Genomic DNA, 15,985 nt, shown 5'->3' with positions numbered 1-15,985 from the left:
CCCGAGCGCAGCGGTGGATTCAATGCCTTGGGCGGGGCCAATTGGCGACACTTGGCCCGCGAAACCGAAAACACGCTTTGCTGTTGGGTCTTAACGGAATATCATCCCTGAAAAAACTATTATCAGGCCAGCCTTGAAGGCCAGGAGGCAGAATGCGTTTAACGTGTCCGAATTGCAGCGCCCAGTACGAAGTCCCGGACGAAGTGATCCCCGAGGACGGGCGCGAAGTTCAATGCTCGGCTTGCGAAGAGACCTGGTTTCAGGAAAAGTATCCAGTCGCCAGCAAAGCAGAACCGGAAGCGAAATCTGCGACTGCAATCCAGGCAGCCTTTGCCGAACCGGAAGATGTTAAGTCAGAGGATGCGCCAGAACCCGATACGGCCAAGGCCGAGCCAGAAAAGGTTAAGGCAGAAGACACACCAGAACCCGATGCGCCCGAGGAATTGAGTGTTGGAAACGTAGACCCAGTGGTATCCAGCATCCTCAAGGAAGAGGCTGCACGCGAGGCAGAGCTGCGCGAGCGTGAAGGCAGTAATCTGGAAAGCCAACCTGATCTGGCATTGGATCCGCCTGAAGAGCCCAAAGTCAAACCGAAACGGCCCTCGGCCACTGAAACCGCCGCTGACGCAGGTCAGAAAGATGAGCTGCCGGATGTTGAGGCGATCAACTCGGGTCTGCGCAGCGACTTGACATCGGACGAAGCTGAAACCGATGCTCCGGCCCGCAAATCCGGTGGGTTTCTGCGTGGCTTTGCCTTGATCATTATCATCGGTGTCATTCTGTTTCTGATATATGGAAACGCCAATCAGATCAGCGAGGCGGTTCCTCAGGCTGATCCGATGCTGAAATCATATGTCTCACTGGTCGATCAAGCGCGCCTTTGGCTTGAGACACAGACCGGGGGCGCAGGGCAGAACTAGAACCTTTCGAGCAATCGCTTGAGGTATTCCAACTCGATCTGAGGCCGATCCTGTTCACCGGTCCTACGGCGGATTTCATCCAGCAACTCGCGCGCACGGCGATATACATCTTCGCCTTGCAGCAGGTTGTCGTCGGTCGAGATTGATCCCGCGGAACCTGGCGTACGACCCAATGGATCGCGGTTATTGGCCTGCATGTCGCCGGCCTCGGTCCCTTGACCCGGCTGGTTCTGCTGGTTCTGCGCCAGGGCTTCGCCCAGTGAACGCATGCCTTCGCGCAAGGCTTCCATCGCCTCGGATTGACGGTCAATCGCCTCGGCCAGATCATCGCTGCGCAAGGCGTCTTCGGCGTCGTCCATGGCCCGGCCCGCACGGCCCAATGCTTCGCGCGCAGCGTCGCCTTCGGGTGTACCACCGCCGGGCAGACCTTGTTGTTGCCGACTCAACTCATCCCGCAGCGCCTGCTGCCGATCCGCCAGTGACCCCTGACCTTGCTGGCCTTCACCAGCCTCATCCTGACCCTGGCCCCGACCGCCTTGGCCTTCATGGCTCTGGCCGCGTCCCAGACCACCGTTGCGACCCTCATTGCCCTGACTTTCGCCCGCTTGCGCACCGGGGTTGAACTGTTCCTGCAGGTCGCGGAATGCCTGATCGCTGAGGCCCTGTTGTTCGCGCAGGGTTTCTGCCAGCCCTTCCATGGCCTGCTGTCCTTCGGACTGGCCACCTTGGCCCTGCCCTTGTGTGACGCGCATGTTTTCCATCATTTGCTGGAACTCTTCCAATGCCTGCTGCGCTTCGGCCATGCGGCCTTGTTCCATGAGCTCCTGAATGCGGTCCATCATTCGCTGCAGGTCATCCTGCGTCATCTGCAGGGTTTCGCCGTTCTGGCCCTGCTGTCCTTGCTGCGTCTCACCGTTTTCCTGCGCCAGACGCTGGAGTTGCCGCATGTAATCCTGTGTCGCTTCGCGCAGCTCCTGCATCAGTTCGGCAATCTCTTCGTCGCTGGCACCGTTCTGCATCGCTTCGGTCAGACGCTCCTGCGCACGGCGCATCCGTTCCAATGCGTCGGCCAGCGTGCCATCCTCGATCAGAACCGCCAGATCCCACAGCGCTTGCGCAATTTCTTCCTGCTGTTTGACGTTCAGTGCGCCGTATTTGTCGAAGGTCTCCAGCCGCCGCAGGATCACACGCAGACGCAGATACGCTGTATCTGAGCGGAACAGGTCCTCGGGTAGGTGCGAAACCGCACGCAGCAATTGCGATACACGCAGCGCGTTTTCGCGCGACCAGAGCAGATCGCGCCGCTGTTCGATCACCGCAGCAGCCAATGGGTCAAAGAACCTACGGGCCGGCAGTTCTGTCAGATAAGGTTCTGCCACCGTCTCTTGAACTGCCGCGTCGATGGCCATGAGGGTTATTTTCACCGGCAAATGTGCCCAAGGGTGCTGCGAGAAATCCTCGATCAAGTCTTCGGTGAAATCGGTCCGATCGCCTGTAATCGGCATTGGCAACTCGACCGTAATGATCTCGCGCGGTTCTGGCTCGGTCGCAAGACCGAATTGACGGTTGACCGCTGGCAGGTCCAATTCGATCCGGGCTGTGCCGGAGACGATTCCATAGTCATCCGCAGCAGCGAAGGGCAGCTTCATCTGTCCGCCAGCCTCTGATTGCGCCACTCCTGCCGTCGCGATCCTGGGGGCAGTGTCTGGAAGGATCTCAAGCGCCCAATCGCGCCCTGCCGGGCCATCAATCCGCATCTGACCCGAGCGTTCGGCAACAAATTCCTGTTCCGGGTCCGTCGCGGCTTCGGTGCCCAGAGGCGTCGAAGTTTCCGTCAGACTATGTGCGCCGACCTCGCCATAAAATCGAAGCGTGATGCGGCTGCCTTTGGGCACTGTCAATGTTGGATCGGTCTGATCGGCCAGATAGAGCGTTGGCAGTCCGGTGTAGCGCGGCGGTTCAACCCAACCCTCCCAAGTCGGGCCCTGCCCCGCCTGAGCGGTCCCCGGCGTCATGTCAGCGACCGAGCCTATCCGCCAGAACGAGCCGAACAGAGCCGCAACGACGAGTGCCAATAAGGCAGCATAGCGAAGCGCATAGGGATCGCGAGACGCCAGCCGCAAGTCGGGTTTCACCGGATCGGCCTTTGATGCACGATCTGCCATGCGCGTCTGGTGCGCATGCCACAGTGCCACCGAATCCGCATCCATCGCACCGATTGCCTGATCGTCCATCAGTGCTTGTATCGGGCGTCCGGGCAGGGTTTCATCCAGCCGAACCAACGCCTCGGCCCGGGTTGGCAGATGGAACCGTTTTATTCCGAAAACCGCTGTCGCAATCAAAGCAATCAATCCGACCGCTGCAGAAATCCAAACGGCTTCAATGCGCACAAGATCGTGCAGACCCAGCATTAGGGCGGCCAGCAGCGCCATGAGAATAGAAAAGAACGGCCAGAAGGCGCGCATCACCTGCTCAGCCAGCATACCCGCGTGCGTCAGCCACAGGGACAGTCTTGGAATTGGCAAGGTCTGGTTGTCGCGCAAGGCGGGCCTCCTGATCGGCCCGACGCGCCTATCGCGTCAAAGCCACTCTGGTATGGTATCGCGGTTTATGATTTCGTCAAAGCTTGGGCGTTCACGAATTACGGCAAATTGATCCCCGTTCACCAGAACCTCAGGGATCAGGGGCCGCGTATTGTATTCGCTAGACATGACTGCACCGTAGGCACCTGCACTGCGGAATGCGATAAGATCGCCCGATTTCAGAGGGGGCATGTTGCGTTGTTTTGCAAAGGTATCCCCGGATTCACAGACCGGACCAACGATATCATACGGGCGCTGTTCGACCCCTGCGGCAGGTTCTTCGACCGCCACTATATCATGATACGCCTCATACATCGCGGGGCGGATCAGGTCGTTCATCGCGCCATCGAGGATCAGGAAATCGCGGTCTTCGCCGGATTTAACATAGATGACCTTGGACACCATCAGACCCGCATTGCCAGCGATCAGCCGACCGGGCTCAATCTCGATTTCGCAGCCCAGATGGCCCAGTGTTTTCTTGACCATCGCACCATATTCAACCGGCAGCGGAGGCGCGTCGTTGGAACGGGCATAAGGAATACCCAAGCCACCGCCCAGATCGAGGCGGCGGATGTTATGCCCCTCTGCGCGTAGGCGCTCTGTCAGTTCCGCAACCTTCTTATAAGCCAGTTCAAACGGCTCAAGCTCGGTTAGTTGCGATCCGATATGGACATCGATCCCAATCACCTCCAGTCCCGGAAGGCTTGCGGCCAGTGCATAAACCTCGGACGCACGCGAGATTGGGATGCCGAACTTGTTCTCGGACTTGCCGGTGGCGATCTTGGCGTGGGTTTTTGCATCCACGTCCGGATTCACCCGAACAGTGATCGGCGCAACCTTGCCCAATTCCAGTGCAACCGCATTGATCACCTGCATTTCGGGCTCGGATTCAACGTTGAACTGACGAATTTCACCGGTCAGAGCGGTACGAATCTCATCCGCTGTCTTGCCGACGCCCGAAAAGACAATCTTGTCTCCGGGCACGCCCGCGGCTTTGGCGCGCAGATATTCCCCGCCCGAAACCACATCCATTCCCGCACCTGCCTGCGCCAGCGTCTTCAGGATGGCCTGATTGCTGGCCGCTTTCATCGCATAGCAGATAAGGTGATCAGTGCCCTCAAGCGCGTCATCGAACAGCTTGAAATGCCGCTGCAGCGTCGCCGTCGAATAGACATAGAACGGGGTTCCGACCGCGGCTGCGATTTCGGAGATTGGCACATCCTCGGCGAAAAGCGCGCCGTCGCGGTAGAGAAAATGATCCATGCCTGCGCGCTTAGACCAAAAGAGGTATGTGGATCAAATGATTCCGGTAGGGTTGTGGTCACCGTCGCGGTTCAGAACGTCTTTGACGCGCCAACCCTCGCATATCCTGAAACCGAGACCCCGGACCCGCTAGGTGCGGCCGTTGGTTCCGTTCGGGGTGCGCCTGACGGGTCGCAAGCTGCAAGTACGGCGAGGCAGAGGATCAGGCCGGCAGGTCTCATGCATTTTCTCTTTGTCATTCAGGACGTGTCAGATGCAGATGGGTGTGCGATCAGCAAATTGCAATTTTGGAGTTCAGAGCCCCAGATAAACGCCCAGCCCACCGCGTCTGAGACCAACGCCAACACCGCCATAGGTGCCGCTGCTGCCTACGCCGACGCTTGCGCTCATGGTGGGCTGTATGGGTTCGCCATCGGCACCACACCCGGCCAAGGCCGCTGCGACCGCAATCAATAGCACCACCCGTCGTATCTGCATTACACCAGCGCCTTCCATCGCTTGATCTGGGCCCGCACCTGATCCGGTGCGGTGCCGCCATAGGATTGGCGAGAGTTTACCGAATTTTCGACGGTAAGAACAGAATAGACGTCGTCGGTGATGTCCGCGTGGACCGATTGCATGTCCTCCAGCGTCAGATCCGGCAGGTCGCAGCCCTTGCTTTCAGCCATGGCCACCAGCGATCCAGTGACATGGTGCGCATCGCGGAAGGGCAGGCCCAGCACGCGGACCAACCAGTCGGCCAGGTCGGTCGCAGTTGAAAAGCCAGACCCGGCAGCGGCAGCCAGGCTTTCGCGATTGGCGGTCATGTCCTTGACCATGCCTTCCATCGCGGCAAGTGCCAGCATCCAGTTATCTGCCGCATCAAATACCTGTTCTTTGTCTTCCTGCATGTCCTTGGAATAGGTCAGCGGCAGCCCCTTCATCACCATCATGAGGCCAGTATTCGCACCAAATATGCGGCCAACCTTGGCACGGATGAGCTCAGCTGCATCGGGGTTCTTCTTTTGCGGCATGATTGATGAACCAGTCGAGAAGCGATCAGACAGTGATACAAACCGGAATTGGGCCGAGGACCAGATTACCAATTCCTCGGCAAAGCGCGACAAGTGCATGGCGCAAATCGATGCGGTCGACAGGAACTCCAACGCGAAGTCGCGGTCGCTGACAGCGTCCAATGAGTTGGCTGCGGGGCGGTCGAAGCCCAGCGCCTCAGCTGTCATCTGGCGGTCGATTGGGAAAGAGGTCCCGGCCAACGCGGCTGCGCCCAAGGGGGATTCGTTCATCCGGGCACGGGCGTCGCGCACGCGGGACAGATCGCGGCCAAACATCTCGACATAGGCCATCATGTGGTGACCCCAGGTTACTGGCTGCGCGGTTTGCAGGTGGGTGAAACCGGGCATGACCCAGTCTGCCCCGGCCTCGGCCTGCGCCAAAAGCGCGCGGATCAGAGCCAGAAGACCGGATTCTGCGGCATCTAGCTGGTCGCGAACCCAGAGTTTGAAATCGGTCGCCACCTGGTCGTTTCGCGACCGGCCCGTGTGCAGACGGCCTGCGGGTTCTCCGATCACCTCTTTCAGCCGCGCCTCGACATTCATGTGAATGTCTTCCAGCGCAGTCGAGAACTGAAATTCTCCGTTCTGAATTTCTGACAAAACGGTGAGCAGGCCTTCCCGAATGGCGTGCGCATCACTATCAGTAATAACGCCTGTGGCAGCCAACATGGCGGCATGGGCGCGCGAGCCTGCGATGTCCTGGGCTGCCATCCGCTGATCGAACCCGATCGAGGCATTTATCGCCTCCATGATCGCGTCTGGACCAGCGGCAAAGCGGCCGCCCCACATCTGGTTCGAAGATTGATCGGTCATGAAAGAAAACCCGGAGTTGATATGCGCCTGTTACGTCTGATCCCCCTTTATATGGCCCTAGCGCTGGGTGCAAACGCCGCTTTGGCAACAGATGCGGCAACGCTTGGCCCATTGCGTGAGGGCAGCCTGAAGCGGCTGATCCTGCATAGTGAGCCCAAGCCGGTCAAAGTGGTCGATTTTGAACTAGAAGATGATGGCGGCACCGGATCGCTGGCCGACTACAAAGGCAAGTATGTGCTGCTGAACTTCTGGGCCACATGGTGTGCGCCGTGCCGCAAAGAAATGCCTCAGATCGCTGAACTGCAACAGGAGTTTGGCGGTGACAAATTCGAGGTTCTGACCCTGGCGACCGGTCGCAACACACCTGCCGGGATCAAGAAGTTCTTTGACGAAAACGGCATCGACAACTTGCCGCGTCATCAGGATCCGAAACAGGCGGTTGCACGCGAAATGGGAGTGATTGGCCTTCCGATCACTGTGATCATCGACCCCGATGGCAATGAGATCGCACGCCTGATCGGTGATGCAGAATGGAACTCGGACAGTGCCAAGGCGATAATTTCAGCGCTTGTCGAAGGCAATAGCTGAGGTCCCGCGCGCTCTTGCAGAAAATCTGTGTTAGAATGAGACCGGCCCCAACGGGCCGGTTTTCGTTTGCGACCGGAAGAAAGGGAGACTCCGATGAAACCGGTAGTTCTGTTGATTGGGCGGTTGCCGAATGTAATCGGCAACGTGGCACAACAACTGGATCACCTGCCGATTCAGTGGCTGGGCGCGCATGATCAGGATGAGGTGCGGCGGCAGCTGGACGCGGAACCGCGCATCGCCTGTGCGATCATGGGCGCGGGTCTTGATGACAAGATACGCGGAGAAATGGTTGGCATCATCGCCGCGCGCAGGCCCGATATCTGCATCCATCTCAAAGATCGGGCCTCTGGCCCTGACGGGTTAATGCCGTTTGTCGCACGCATCGTCCAGCATGAGATTCTGGAAAGCCTGGAAAGCGGCTGACGCCACGCCACCTTTGACAGACAAATCGCCCGCTTGCAGGTTATCTGCAGGAGGATGGAATGCCGCTGGAAATACTATTGATCCTCGTCGTCGGCGGCATTGCCGGGGTCGCCTTGCTGCTGCATCTGACGGGCAAATCACGCTTGCAAGTGCTGACGCCCAAGACAGCACAGGAACAGTGGCTGCGTCACTTTCCAGATGATTCAATCATTGACGTAACCGTTGCCCATGATAGTCACGCCGCCCTTATCCGAACCGAAACCGGAGCCGGTCTGCTGTGGTCCTTTGGTGCCGATACCGTGGCCCGCCATTTACGGGATTTCGATTGGCTGGATCATCCCGAAGGCTTTGAAGTCCTATTCCACGATTTCAGCACTCCTCGGGTCATCGTCCACCTTGATGAGACCGAACGCCAGCACTGGCAAAATCTGATGGATCCCGCATGACCGATCACGTGAGCTTTCCCGACGCGGTGCAATGGGCCGTGCCCTTCTTCATCGCGGCCATTCTGGCCGAATTCATTTGGATCGCGATCAAAGGCCGGGGCGGTAGGTACGAAACCCGCGATGCCTTGACCTCGCTGATCATGGGGGCAGGCAATATCGCCTCGGGCTTTTTGCTGGGCTTCATCGCATATGCGTTTTTCATGTGGCTGTGGCAGATCACACCGCTCAACCTAGGGACCTCGATCCCGGTCATCATCTTGTGCTTTGTACTGGACGATCTGCGGTATTACTGGGTGCACCGCTTTGGGCACCGCATTCGCTGGGTCTGGGCCAGTCATGTGAACCACCACAGCTCACAGCATTACAACCTGACAACGGCGCTACGGCAGACCTGGACCTATACATTCACCTTCATGATGGTGGTACGTGCGCCGCTTATCCTGCTGGGCTTTCACCCGGCGATGGTGCTGTTCGTCGGAGGTCTGAACCTGATCTACCAATTCTGGATCCATACCGAAGCGATCGGCAAAATGCCGCGCTGGTTCGAAGCCGTCATGAATACGCCCAGTCACCACCGCGCCCATCATGGGCGAAATGCGCGATATCTTGATTGCAACTATGCGGGTGTCTTTATCATCTGGGACAAGATGTTCGGCACATTTGTCCCCGAGCAAGAAGATGACAAGGTCGACTATGGGCTTGTCCACAATATCGGCACGTTCAATCCGCTGCGCGTGGCGTTTCATGAATGGGTTGGAATCTGGCGGGACGCCACCCAACCGGGCCTGTCCTTGCGCCAACGTCTGGCTTATTGTTTTGCCCCTCCGGGCTATAGCCACGATGGAAGCCGCGACAATTCCCAACAGATCAAGGCCAAGCACCTTGTCCGCCATCCGCAAGATCATGGCACACCGGGATTCGAGCAGTTCGGCACCAAATCACCTGCTTCCACAGCCAAGCGGGCCTAGGTCTCAAAAAGACCTTTTCTTTGCTTGAAATTTGGCACAAGCGCTCCATATCCCCTGAGATGTTTTAAGAGTGCATTTCCGGAGGCCCGCATGTCAAAGCTGATGAGAATTTCTACGATCACAGGTTTGCTGGGCCTCGTCATCACAATGACAGCCGCACTCAACGGAGCAATGCCCGCGCTATTGGGGCTGGGATTTGTCATGGCCGCGCTGGGACTTTTAGGAGCGCTTATCGGTGCAGCTGCTTCGCTGCGTCATGCATGGCAATCAACACACTGATCTTCCGCCCCACCACCTGCGATAAAATTTTGAGCGTTAACCCCGGTTTTACCTGTCTTCCCTGAAACTGGCCCCGGCCAAAATCATCGGGATCAGGGGAACGGTACGTCATGGGAAACAGGAAACGCGCAGACCTGCCCGAGGGATCGGACGACCCTTTGAGCGCCGCCGTCACTTCACGGGATCGATCGGTGGTAGAGATGGCGACCGAAGCCGTAAAGCATAGACAATGCAGGCTGGCGTTCCAGCCTGTCGTTCAAGCACATCCTCCTCAGGGAATAGCGTTCCACGAAGGGTTCATCCGTGTATTGGATGAAACCGGCCGCGTCATCCCCGCGCGCGAGTTCATGCCACAGGTTGAGAACACGCCAATTGGCCGGGACCTTGATTGCGTCGCGCTTGAAATGGGGCTGCGCACTCTGATCCGCAACCCTGGCATCCGCCTGTCGATCAACATGTCCGCGCGGTCCATCGGTTATTCCAACTGGTCGCGTGTGCTGGATAGGTTTCTGAAAAAAGACGCAAGCTTGGGCGAAAGGTTGATTCTGGAAATCTCAGAATCTTCGGCGATGCAGGTGCCCGAACTGGTGGTGGATTTCATGGATCGCCAACAAGCCCGCGGTATCGCCTTTGCGCTGGATGATTTTGGGGCCAGTAACTTTGGCTTTCGCCACTTTCGTGAATTTCTGTTCGATGCCGCCAAGATCGATGGGCAGTTCATCAGGGGCATCAGCAGCAATCCCGACAATCAATCGCTGGTGCGCGCACTGATTGCGGTTGCGCGGGAATTCGAAATTCTTGTCACCGCCGAATCGGTCGAAAGTGACGAAGATGCTCATTTCCTGATCGCAAACGGTGTCGATTGTCTGCAGGGCTTTCTGTATGGAGCGCCTTCAGTCACTCCGCCCTGGAGCTCGGAAAAAGCTGCAAAAACGGGCAGTTGATAGCAGCTGGTCGCGCGGAACACCGCCAAGGCTCACTCTGAGACAAGCTGTCCGTTGCTGCAGATGCAGCATTGCGCTATTGCAGAAGATGCTTGAGCGGGGGATCACGAGGCGCTCTTGCACCCGGAGAAGACTTCTCCTCACACCGCGCCGTCAGATTTCCCACAGGACCATGACGGTAAAGGATTGACTTTATGACCAACGTAGTAATCGCATCCGCCGCACGTACGGGCGTCGGTAGCTTTAGCGGTTCGTTTGCGAACACCCCCGCACATGATCTGGGCGCTGCCGTCCTTGAAGCAGTTGTCGAACGTGCCGGGATCGACAAGGGCGAAGTAAGCGAAACCATCATGGGCCAGGTCCTGACTGCCGCCCAAGGTCAGAACCCAGCGCGCCAGGCGCATATAAATGCGGGCCTACCGCAGGAAAGCGCGGCTTGGGGCATCAACCAGGTCTGCGGTTCGGGTCTGCGTGCTGTTGCTCTGGGTGCACAGCATATCCAATTGGGCGATGCCGACATCGTTGCCGCTGGTGGACAAGAAAACATGACCCTGTCGCCCCATGCCGCCGCCCTGCGCGCCGGTCATAAAATGGGTGACATGAAATACATCGACACGATGATCCGCGATGGTCTGTGGGATGCCTTCAACGGCTATCACATGGGTCAAACGGCTGAGAACGTCGCCGAGAAATGGCAGATCAGCCGCGATATGCAGGATGAATTTGCGGTCGCCTCGCAAAACAAAGCCGAAGCGGCCCAGAACGCTGGCAAGTTCGCCGATGAAATCGTGCCCTTCACCATCAAGACCCGCAAGGGCGACATCGTGATGGACAAGGACGAATACATCCGCCACGGCGCGACAATCGAAGCCATGGGCAAACTGCGCCCCGCCTTCGCCAAGGACGGTTCTGTCACGGCCGCAAACGCTTCGGGCCTGAATGACGGTGCCGCTGCCACCCTGCTGATGTCGGCAGAAAACGCAGAAAAGCGCGGGATTGAGCCCTTGGCCCGAATTGCATCCTACGCGACCGCCGGACTTGACCCGTCGATCATGGGCGTTGGCCCGATCTACGCTTCGCGCAAGGCGCTGGAGAAAGCTGGATGGTCGGTCGATGATCTGGATCTGGTCGAAGCCAACGAAGCCTTCGCAGCGCAAGCCTGCGCCGTGAACAAGGACATGGGTTGGGACCCGTCAATCGTAAACGTCAATGGTGGTGCAATTGCCATCGGACACCCAATCGGCGCGTCCGGCTGCCGGGTTCTGAACACCCTGCTGTTCGAAATGAAGCGCCGGGATGCCAAGAAAGGTCTCGCGACCCTCTGCATCGGCGGCGGCATGGGTGTCGCCCTGTGTGTGGAGCGTGACTAAGTGCGCTGAAAACTAAATACAAAAGGGCGTCCACTGGGCGCCCTTTTTTGTTACAATCGGATCATACCCCTTAGATGCGACAATATCGCCGGACAGAAAGACAAGATCGATCACGAAACGATATTGCGCACCCTTAACTCTCAGAGTAACAGAATTACCAAGACGACTAAATTTGGAGGAGTCCTAAATGGCACGTACAGCACTCGTAACCGGCGGTTCCCGCGGCATCGGCGCAGCAATTTCCAAGGCGCTGAAGGCCGAAGGATACAATGTTGCCGCCACTTATGCAGGCAATGACGAAGCCGCCGCAAAGTTCACCGACGAAACCGGTATCAAAACCTATAAATGGAATGTTGCGGATTACGACGAATCCAAAGCGGGTATCGAAAAAGTCGAGGCCGAGGTCGGCCCGATCGACATCGTGGTCGCCAACGCCGGTATCACCCGCGACGCACCGTTCCACAAGATGACACCTGAACAGTGGCATCAGGTCATCGACACCAACCTGACTGGTGTGTTCAACACCGTGCACCCGGTATGGCCGGGTATGCGCGAGCGTAAATTTGGTCGTATCATCGTGATCAGCTCGATCAACGGTCAGAAAGGCCAGTTTGCGCAGGTCAACTATGCCGCAACCAAAGCGGGCGATCTGGGCATCGTGAAATCTCTGGCGCAGGAAGGTGCGCGGGCCGGCATCACGGCCAACGCGATCTGCCCCGGCTACATCGCGACCGAAATGGTCATGGCCGTGCCGGAAAAAGTACGCGAATCGATCATCGGCCAAATCCCGGCTGGTCGTCTGGGTGAACCGGAAGAAATCGCGCGTTGCGTCGCCTTCCTGGCATCGGACGATTCGCAGTTCATCAACGGCTCGACCATTTCCGCAAACGGTGCACAGTTCTTCGTCTAAACCGACGATCTGAGAATGAAAACGGGCCGGACCATCAAGGACCGGCCCTTCTTTTATCCCGTAAGATCACGCGCGCTGCGATCAGCGGGAACCGAATAGCCAGGACCAGAATTCTACAACCGCCTTGCCGCGCTCTTCATGCGCGCGGTGAATGGCGTTCTGAATGGCTGGGTTTGTTGTCATCTCGATCATGCTGAACCCTTCTCAATCAAGTTGGTTTTGTCTTGCCATTAACATGGCCTTTGATTTTAAATTGCACAAACGAGAGTTTTCGATCCTTCAGTTAAGAAAAAATTAACCGCCATGACCGACCGCCTGCCTCCGCTGACTGCTTTGCGCGCCTTCGATGCCGCCGCACGACATATGTCGTTTGCCAAGGCGGCGGAGGAGCTGAACGTGACCCCGGCTGCCCTGTCCTTTCAAATCAAGTCGTTAGAAGAGCATCTGGGCCACCCCGTGTTTCGCCGGCTCAATCGCGCCGTCGAACTGACCGAAGCCGGTCGCACATTGGCACCCGGAACAGCAGATGGCTTTGCCGCCCTGCAAGCCGCGTGGCAAGCGACGCGGAGGCTGCAGGATGAAACAAGCCTCACGGTTACAGCAGGCCCTGCCCTGACAGCAAAATGGCTGGCTCCGCGCCTTTATGAGTTCGCCCGTGCAAATCCGGGGATTGACCTGAAATTCTCGGCCACTCTGCGCAACATGGACCTTGAACGCGATGACGTGGACGTGGCGATCCGCTTTGGCTATGGGCCGGATGAGGGGCTCTATTCCGTTCCCGTCCGCAAGGAATGGCTGACACCGGTTATGACCCCGGAGCTGGCCGAACAATTCCCCACGCCAGCGTCGTTGCGCGACGCCCCCCTGATCCATGACGATTCGATCAGTTTCCTCAAGCCGCGTTGCGACTGGCCCGCGTGGTTCCGTGCGGTTGGATTGGATTTCACTCCGACCCATGGGGCGCATTTTTCGAACGCCGATCACGCCATCGACGCTGCCGTGGCCGGGGTGGGCGTGGTTCTGGGGCGGCGCGCCATGATCCTGAAAGACCTGGCCGAAGGGCGGCTGGTCGCGCCGTTCAAAGTGGCACTGGAGACCGCCGGGCGATTTCGTTTCCTCTGCCTGCAAGGGGCAGAGAAGCGACCGCAGATCGCAGCGTTCCGCGACTGGTTCATTTCCGAGATTGAAAAGACCGCGCATATATCGGATGAGTTTGAAATCATCCCTGTTGAGAAGGTAGCTGGTGAATGAGCAGAATGGGCGCGACCGCGATTGGTTTTGTCGCCGTTTTGCTGTGGTCTCTGCTGGCGCTGTTCACTGTGGGTTCGGCCCCGACGCCGCCTTTGTTGTTGAACGCGATCTGTTTTACCATCGGCGGTACGCTGGGTCTGATTTGGACATTCGCCAGCGGCGGGCTGGTTCAACTGCGCCGGGTCGCGTGGACGACATACCTGCTTGGATCAATTGGCCTTTTTGGCTACCACGCGCTGTACTTTTCAGCCCTTCGCATGGCCCCTGCAGCCGAGGCTGGGCTTATCGCTTATCTCTGGCCTTTGCTGATCGTTCTTCTGTCAGGTCTGCTGCCCGGAGAACATCTGAAACCTGGTCACCTTATCGGAGCCTGCCTTGGCTTTGCTGGAGCCGCCGTCATCATCACGGGTGGTGGCAGCGCAGGATTTCAGGTCCAGCATCTGCCCGGCTACGGGCTGGCCTTGCTGTGCGCGCTTACATGGTCCAGCTACTCGGTTCTATCGCGACGGCTGGGTGATGTGCCGACAAGTTCGGTCGCGGTGTTCTGCATTTTGACGGCGATCGCCTCATGGGCCTTGCATTTCACGGTGGAAGAAACGATCTGGCCGCAAGGTACATTTGGCTGGGCCTCGACCTTTGCACTTGGCCTGGGACCGGTTGGGCTGGCGTTCTATGTCTGGGATATCGGCGTCAAGCGCGGGGACATTCAAATACTGGGCACCGCCTCATACGCGGCACCTTTGCTATCGACGCTTGTGTTGGTTCTGGCCGGGATCGCCGCCCCGTCCTGGGGCCTGGCGATCGCGGCCTTGTTTGTCACCGGTGGCGCTGCCATCGCGGCCCGCGCCAGCCTGAAGGCCTAGAACCTTAGGTCGACAGGCGCTCGATCTCTTCTTTTAGCTTCAGCTTTTGCTTCTTCAGCTGTGCGATATGGAGATCGTCAATACCAGGTGAGCGTTGCGCTTCTTCCACTTCAAGACCGAGAATTTCGTGTTTTTTCTTCAACTCCGTCAGATGTGCGCTCACGCTCATGGCGGTCCTCCTTCTCTGGTTTGTAAGTGTCACGTAAGAAGTTGATCACATCATTTCCAGCCTGTCACGCTGCAGACGCACGAAATCTATAATAAATCCGACAAATTCGGCTGGTCATTGCCGATCAGGCAAAGTGCCCGCTCAAATCCGCCGCATCGCGCAACACCGCCGAAACCACAGGAGTATAGCTTTCACCGTCTTCTACGTGCTGTTCACCGAGGTGCAGAATCAGCGGAGCGTGCAGCCGAAATGCGGCGCGTCCGCCCTTTCTGGCGCGCAAAACCACTAGCTCAGCCCCGCGATCCACACGGGGGGCCAGAGGTAGCACCTGAATCGAGCCCAAGCGGCCCGCGCACCCCGCAAGCATATCGGGCAGCCGGTCTGCCTTCTGGATCATGTGAAGATAACCGCGCGGCGCCAGACGTCGGGCGGCGACATTGATCCAGTCCTCAAGCGGCGTGTCTTCACCCAGTGCGATCTGCCGACCCGCGTCGGTGGCAGGGCTATGCGCGCCTGCCCGGTAGTAGGGCGGATTGGCGATCACATGATCGAACTGTTCTTGTCGCAGATCATTCGGTAGTGCGTTCAAATCCGCCTCAACCACGGTGATCGCTGCGTTTTGTTCCGAATTGCGGCGGGCCAGATCTGCATAGCCAGCCTGCAGTTCAACCCCAGTTGCCTTCAGGTGCGGCACTCGCGCCATTAGGCACTGAATAGCAGCCCCTGCCCCGCAGCCCAATTCCAGCACCGACTGGCCAGCTTGTGCCGGGACCGATGCCGCCAGTAAGACCGGATCGACCCCTGCACGATATCCTGAGCGCGGCTGCCACAGACGCACACGCCCGCCCAGAAAATCATTGCAGGTCAGATCACTGTCGGAAAAGCTGCTCATCGCCCCAGCGGGATCTCGTTATCGCGCATGACCCGTTCGGCGCGGGTCAGATCATCTGCCCGCACCATTAGGCGACGGGGAAAGATTCCGATGCCGCCTTCTAGGATGCTCATATTTACGTCCATCTGAAAGCAGTCTATATCCTCGCCCTCAAGGAGAGCCGTTGCAAAGGCTAGGATTGTCGGATCGGTGCTGCGCAATAGTTCTTTCATGGGGATGGATGTAAGGGCAAGGTGACAGGGATGTCGAGCC

General features: G+C 58.1%; 18 protein-coding genes. 11 read left to right on the top strand and 7 right to left on the bottom strand.

Annotated features, from left to right (window positions below; all coding sequences use genetic code 11):
* Positions 1-152: 152 nt before the first annotated feature.
* A complete protein-coding gene (locus tag AC2TEM_RS14220; protein WP_480856266.1) occupies positions 153-920 on the top strand; it encodes a zinc-ribbon domain-containing protein in 768 nt (255 codons plus the stop codon).
* On the opposite strand, the gene AC2TEM_RS14215 is transcribed toward AC2TEM_RS14220, so the two are convergent.
* The 4 genes from AC2TEM_RS14215 to argH form a co-directional block, all read right to left on the bottom strand.
* On the bottom strand, positions 917-3,403 hold the full coding sequence (locus AC2TEM_RS14215) for a TIGR02302 family protein (protein ID WP_480562823.1): 2,487 nt from the start codon (positions 3,401-3,403) through the stop codon (positions 917-919). The genes AC2TEM_RS14220 and AC2TEM_RS14215 overlap by 4 nt on opposite strands.
* A gap of 96 nt (positions 3,404-3,499) precedes the next feature.
* Positions 3,500-4,765, bottom strand: a complete 1,266-nt coding sequence (lysA, locus tag AC2TEM_RS14210; RefSeq protein ID WP_170423699.1) for a diaminopimelate decarboxylase — start codon at positions 4,763-4,765, stop codon at positions 3,500-3,502.
* A 294-nt stretch (positions 4,766-5,059) separates the two neighbouring features.
* Positions 5,060-5,242: an argininosuccinate lyase gene (locus AC2TEM_RS14205; protein WP_170395762.1), complete on the bottom strand. Its 183-nt coding sequence runs from the start codon at positions 5,240-5,242 to the stop codon at positions 5,060-5,062.
* Positions 5,242-6,630 carry an argininosuccinate lyase gene (gene argH / locus AC2TEM_RS14200; RefSeq protein ID WP_170408352.1) on the bottom strand — a complete coding sequence of 463 codons (1,389 nt, stop codon included), beginning with the start codon at positions 6,628-6,630 and terminating at the stop codon, positions 5,242-5,244. The genes AC2TEM_RS14205 and argH overlap by 1 nt, the downstream gene beginning before the upstream one ends.
* A gap of 21 nt (positions 6,631-6,651) precedes the next feature.
* On the opposite strand from argH, the gene AC2TEM_RS14195 reads away from it, so the two are divergent.
* From AC2TEM_RS14195 to yddG, 10 genes are all read left to right on the top strand, one after another.
* Positions 6,652-7,218, top strand: coding sequence for a TlpA disulfide reductase family protein (locus tag AC2TEM_RS14195; RefSeq protein WP_170395758.1), 567 nt, complete (start codon positions 6,652-6,654; stop codon positions 7,216-7,218).
* Between the two features lie 93 nt (positions 7,219-7,311).
* Positions 7,312-7,641 (top strand): hypothetical protein, encoded by a 330-nt coding sequence (locus tag AC2TEM_RS14190; RefSeq protein WP_170395756.1) that lies wholly within the window; start codon positions 7,312-7,314, stop codon positions 7,639-7,641.
* A 59-nt stretch (positions 7,642-7,700) separates the two neighbouring features.
* Positions 7,701-8,087, top strand: coding sequence for a DUF4123 domain-containing protein (locus AC2TEM_RS14185; protein ID WP_170423697.1), 387 nt, complete (start codon positions 7,701-7,703; stop codon positions 8,085-8,087).
* Entirely contained in the window at positions 8,084-9,055 is a 972-nt protein-coding gene (locus AC2TEM_RS14180) for a sterol desaturase family protein (RefSeq protein ID WP_170423695.1), read from the top strand. The genes AC2TEM_RS14185 and AC2TEM_RS14180 overlap by 4 nt, the downstream gene beginning before the upstream one ends.
* A gap of 90 nt (positions 9,056-9,145) precedes the next feature.
* Entirely contained in the window at positions 9,146-9,334 is a 189-nt protein-coding gene (locus AC2TEM_RS14175) for a hypothetical protein (RefSeq protein ID WP_170395750.1), read from the top strand.
* Positions 9,335-9,444: 110 nt separating this feature from the next.
* Entirely contained in the window at positions 9,445-10,278 is an 834-nt protein-coding gene (locus tag AC2TEM_RS14170) for an EAL domain-containing protein (protein WP_170423693.1), read from the top strand.
* Positions 10,279-10,472: 194 nt separating this feature from the next.
* Positions 10,473-11,648, top strand: coding sequence for an acetyl-CoA C-acetyltransferase (locus AC2TEM_RS14165; protein WP_170395746.1), 1,176 nt, complete (start codon positions 10,473-10,475; stop codon positions 11,646-11,648).
* Positions 11,649-11,835: 187 nt separating this feature from the next.
* On the top strand, positions 11,836-12,558 hold the full coding sequence (gene phbB, locus AC2TEM_RS14160) for an acetoacetyl-CoA reductase (RefSeq protein WP_170395744.1): 723 nt from the start codon (positions 11,836-11,838) through the stop codon (positions 12,556-12,558).
* A gap of 303 nt (positions 12,559-12,861) precedes the next feature.
* A complete protein-coding gene (locus AC2TEM_RS14155; protein WP_170423691.1) occupies positions 12,862-13,809 on the top strand; it encodes a transcriptional regulator GcvA in 948 nt (315 codons plus the stop codon).
* Positions 13,806-14,672: an aromatic amino acid exporter YddG gene (gene yddG, locus AC2TEM_RS14150; protein WP_170423689.1), complete on the top strand. Its 867-nt coding sequence runs from the start codon at positions 13,806-13,808 to the stop codon at positions 14,670-14,672. Before AC2TEM_RS14155 ends, yddG begins: the two co-directional genes overlap by 4 nt.
* A 4-nt stretch (positions 14,673-14,676) precedes the next feature.
* On the opposite strand, the gene AC2TEM_RS14145 is transcribed toward yddG, so the two are convergent.
* From AC2TEM_RS14145 to AC2TEM_RS14135, 3 genes are all read right to left on the bottom strand, one after another.
* Entirely contained in the window at positions 14,677-14,841 is a 165-nt protein-coding gene (locus AC2TEM_RS14145) for a YdcH family protein (protein WP_170395738.1), read from the bottom strand.
* A gap of 124 nt (positions 14,842-14,965) precedes the next feature.
* Positions 14,966-15,733, bottom strand: coding sequence for a methyltransferase (locus AC2TEM_RS14140; RefSeq protein WP_170423687.1), 768 nt, complete (start codon positions 15,731-15,733; stop codon positions 14,966-14,968).
* On the bottom strand, positions 15,730-15,945 hold the full coding sequence (locus AC2TEM_RS14135) for a putative signal transducing protein (protein WP_008755664.1): 216 nt from the start codon (positions 15,943-15,945) through the stop codon (positions 15,730-15,732). Before AC2TEM_RS14135 ends, AC2TEM_RS14140 begins: the two co-directional genes overlap by 4 nt.
* Positions 15,946-15,985 lie beyond the last annotated feature (40 nt).

Source organism: Ruegeria sp. HKCCD3925, assembly GCF_057221175.1.
This window is presented reverse-complemented; position numbering and strand designations above follow the sequence as displayed.

Bases quoted from the DNA above. Each gene is read 5' to 3' on its own strand.
- AC2TEM_RS14220 (WP_480856266.1), top strand. From the start codon at position 153: ATGCGTTTAACGTGTCCGAATTGCAGCGCCCAGTACGAAGTCCCGGAC.
- AC2TEM_RS14215 (WP_480562823.1), bottom strand. From the start codon at position 3,403: ATGCTGGCTGAGCAGGTGATGCGCGCCTTCTGGCCGTTCTTTTCTATT.
- lysA (WP_170423699.1), bottom strand. From the start codon at position 4,765: ATGGATCATTTTCTCTACCGCGACGGCGCGCTTTTCGCCGAGGATGTG.
- AC2TEM_RS14205 (WP_170395762.1), bottom strand. From the start codon at position 5,242: ATGCAGATACGACGGGTGGTGCTATTGATTGCGGTCGCAGCGGCCTTG.
- argH (WP_170408352.1), bottom strand. From the start codon at position 6,630: ATGACCGATCAATCTTCGAACCAGATGTGGGGCGGCCGCTTTGCCGCT.
- AC2TEM_RS14195 (WP_170395758.1), top strand. From the start codon at position 6,652: ATGCGCCTGTTACGTCTGATCCCCCTTTATATGGCCCTAGCGCTGGGT.
- AC2TEM_RS14190 (WP_170395756.1), top strand. From the start codon at position 7,312: ATGAAACCGGTAGTTCTGTTGATTGGGCGGTTGCCGAATGTAATCGGC.
- AC2TEM_RS14185 (WP_170423697.1), top strand. From the start codon at position 7,701: ATGCCGCTGGAAATACTATTGATCCTCGTCGTCGGCGGCATTGCCGGG.
- AC2TEM_RS14180 (WP_170423695.1), top strand. From the start codon at position 8,084: ATGACCGATCACGTGAGCTTTCCCGACGCGGTGCAATGGGCCGTGCCC.
- AC2TEM_RS14175 (WP_170395750.1), top strand. From the start codon at position 9,146: ATGTCAAAGCTGATGAGAATTTCTACGATCACAGGTTTGCTGGGCCTC.
- AC2TEM_RS14170 (WP_170423693.1), top strand. From the start codon at position 9,445: ATGGGAAACAGGAAACGCGCAGACCTGCCCGAGGGATCGGACGACCCT.
- AC2TEM_RS14165 (WP_170395746.1), top strand. From the start codon at position 10,473: ATGACCAACGTAGTAATCGCATCCGCCGCACGTACGGGCGTCGGTAGC.
- phbB (WP_170395744.1), top strand. From the start codon at position 11,836: ATGGCACGTACAGCACTCGTAACCGGCGGTTCCCGCGGCATCGGCGCA.
- AC2TEM_RS14155 (WP_170423691.1), top strand. From the start codon at position 12,862: ATGACCGACCGCCTGCCTCCGCTGACTGCTTTGCGCGCCTTCGATGCC.
- yddG (WP_170423689.1), top strand. From the start codon at position 13,806: ATGAGCAGAATGGGCGCGACCGCGATTGGTTTTGTCGCCGTTTTGCTG.
- AC2TEM_RS14145 (WP_170395738.1), bottom strand. From the start codon at position 14,841: ATGAGCGTGAGCGCACATCTGACGGAGTTGAAGAAAAAACACGAAATT.
- AC2TEM_RS14140 (WP_170423687.1), bottom strand. From the start codon at position 15,733: ATGAGCAGCTTTTCCGACAGTGATCTGACCTGCAATGATTTTCTGGGC.
- AC2TEM_RS14135 (WP_008755664.1), bottom strand. From the start codon at position 15,945: ATGAAAGAACTATTGCGCAGCACCGATCCGACAATCCTAGCCTTTGCA.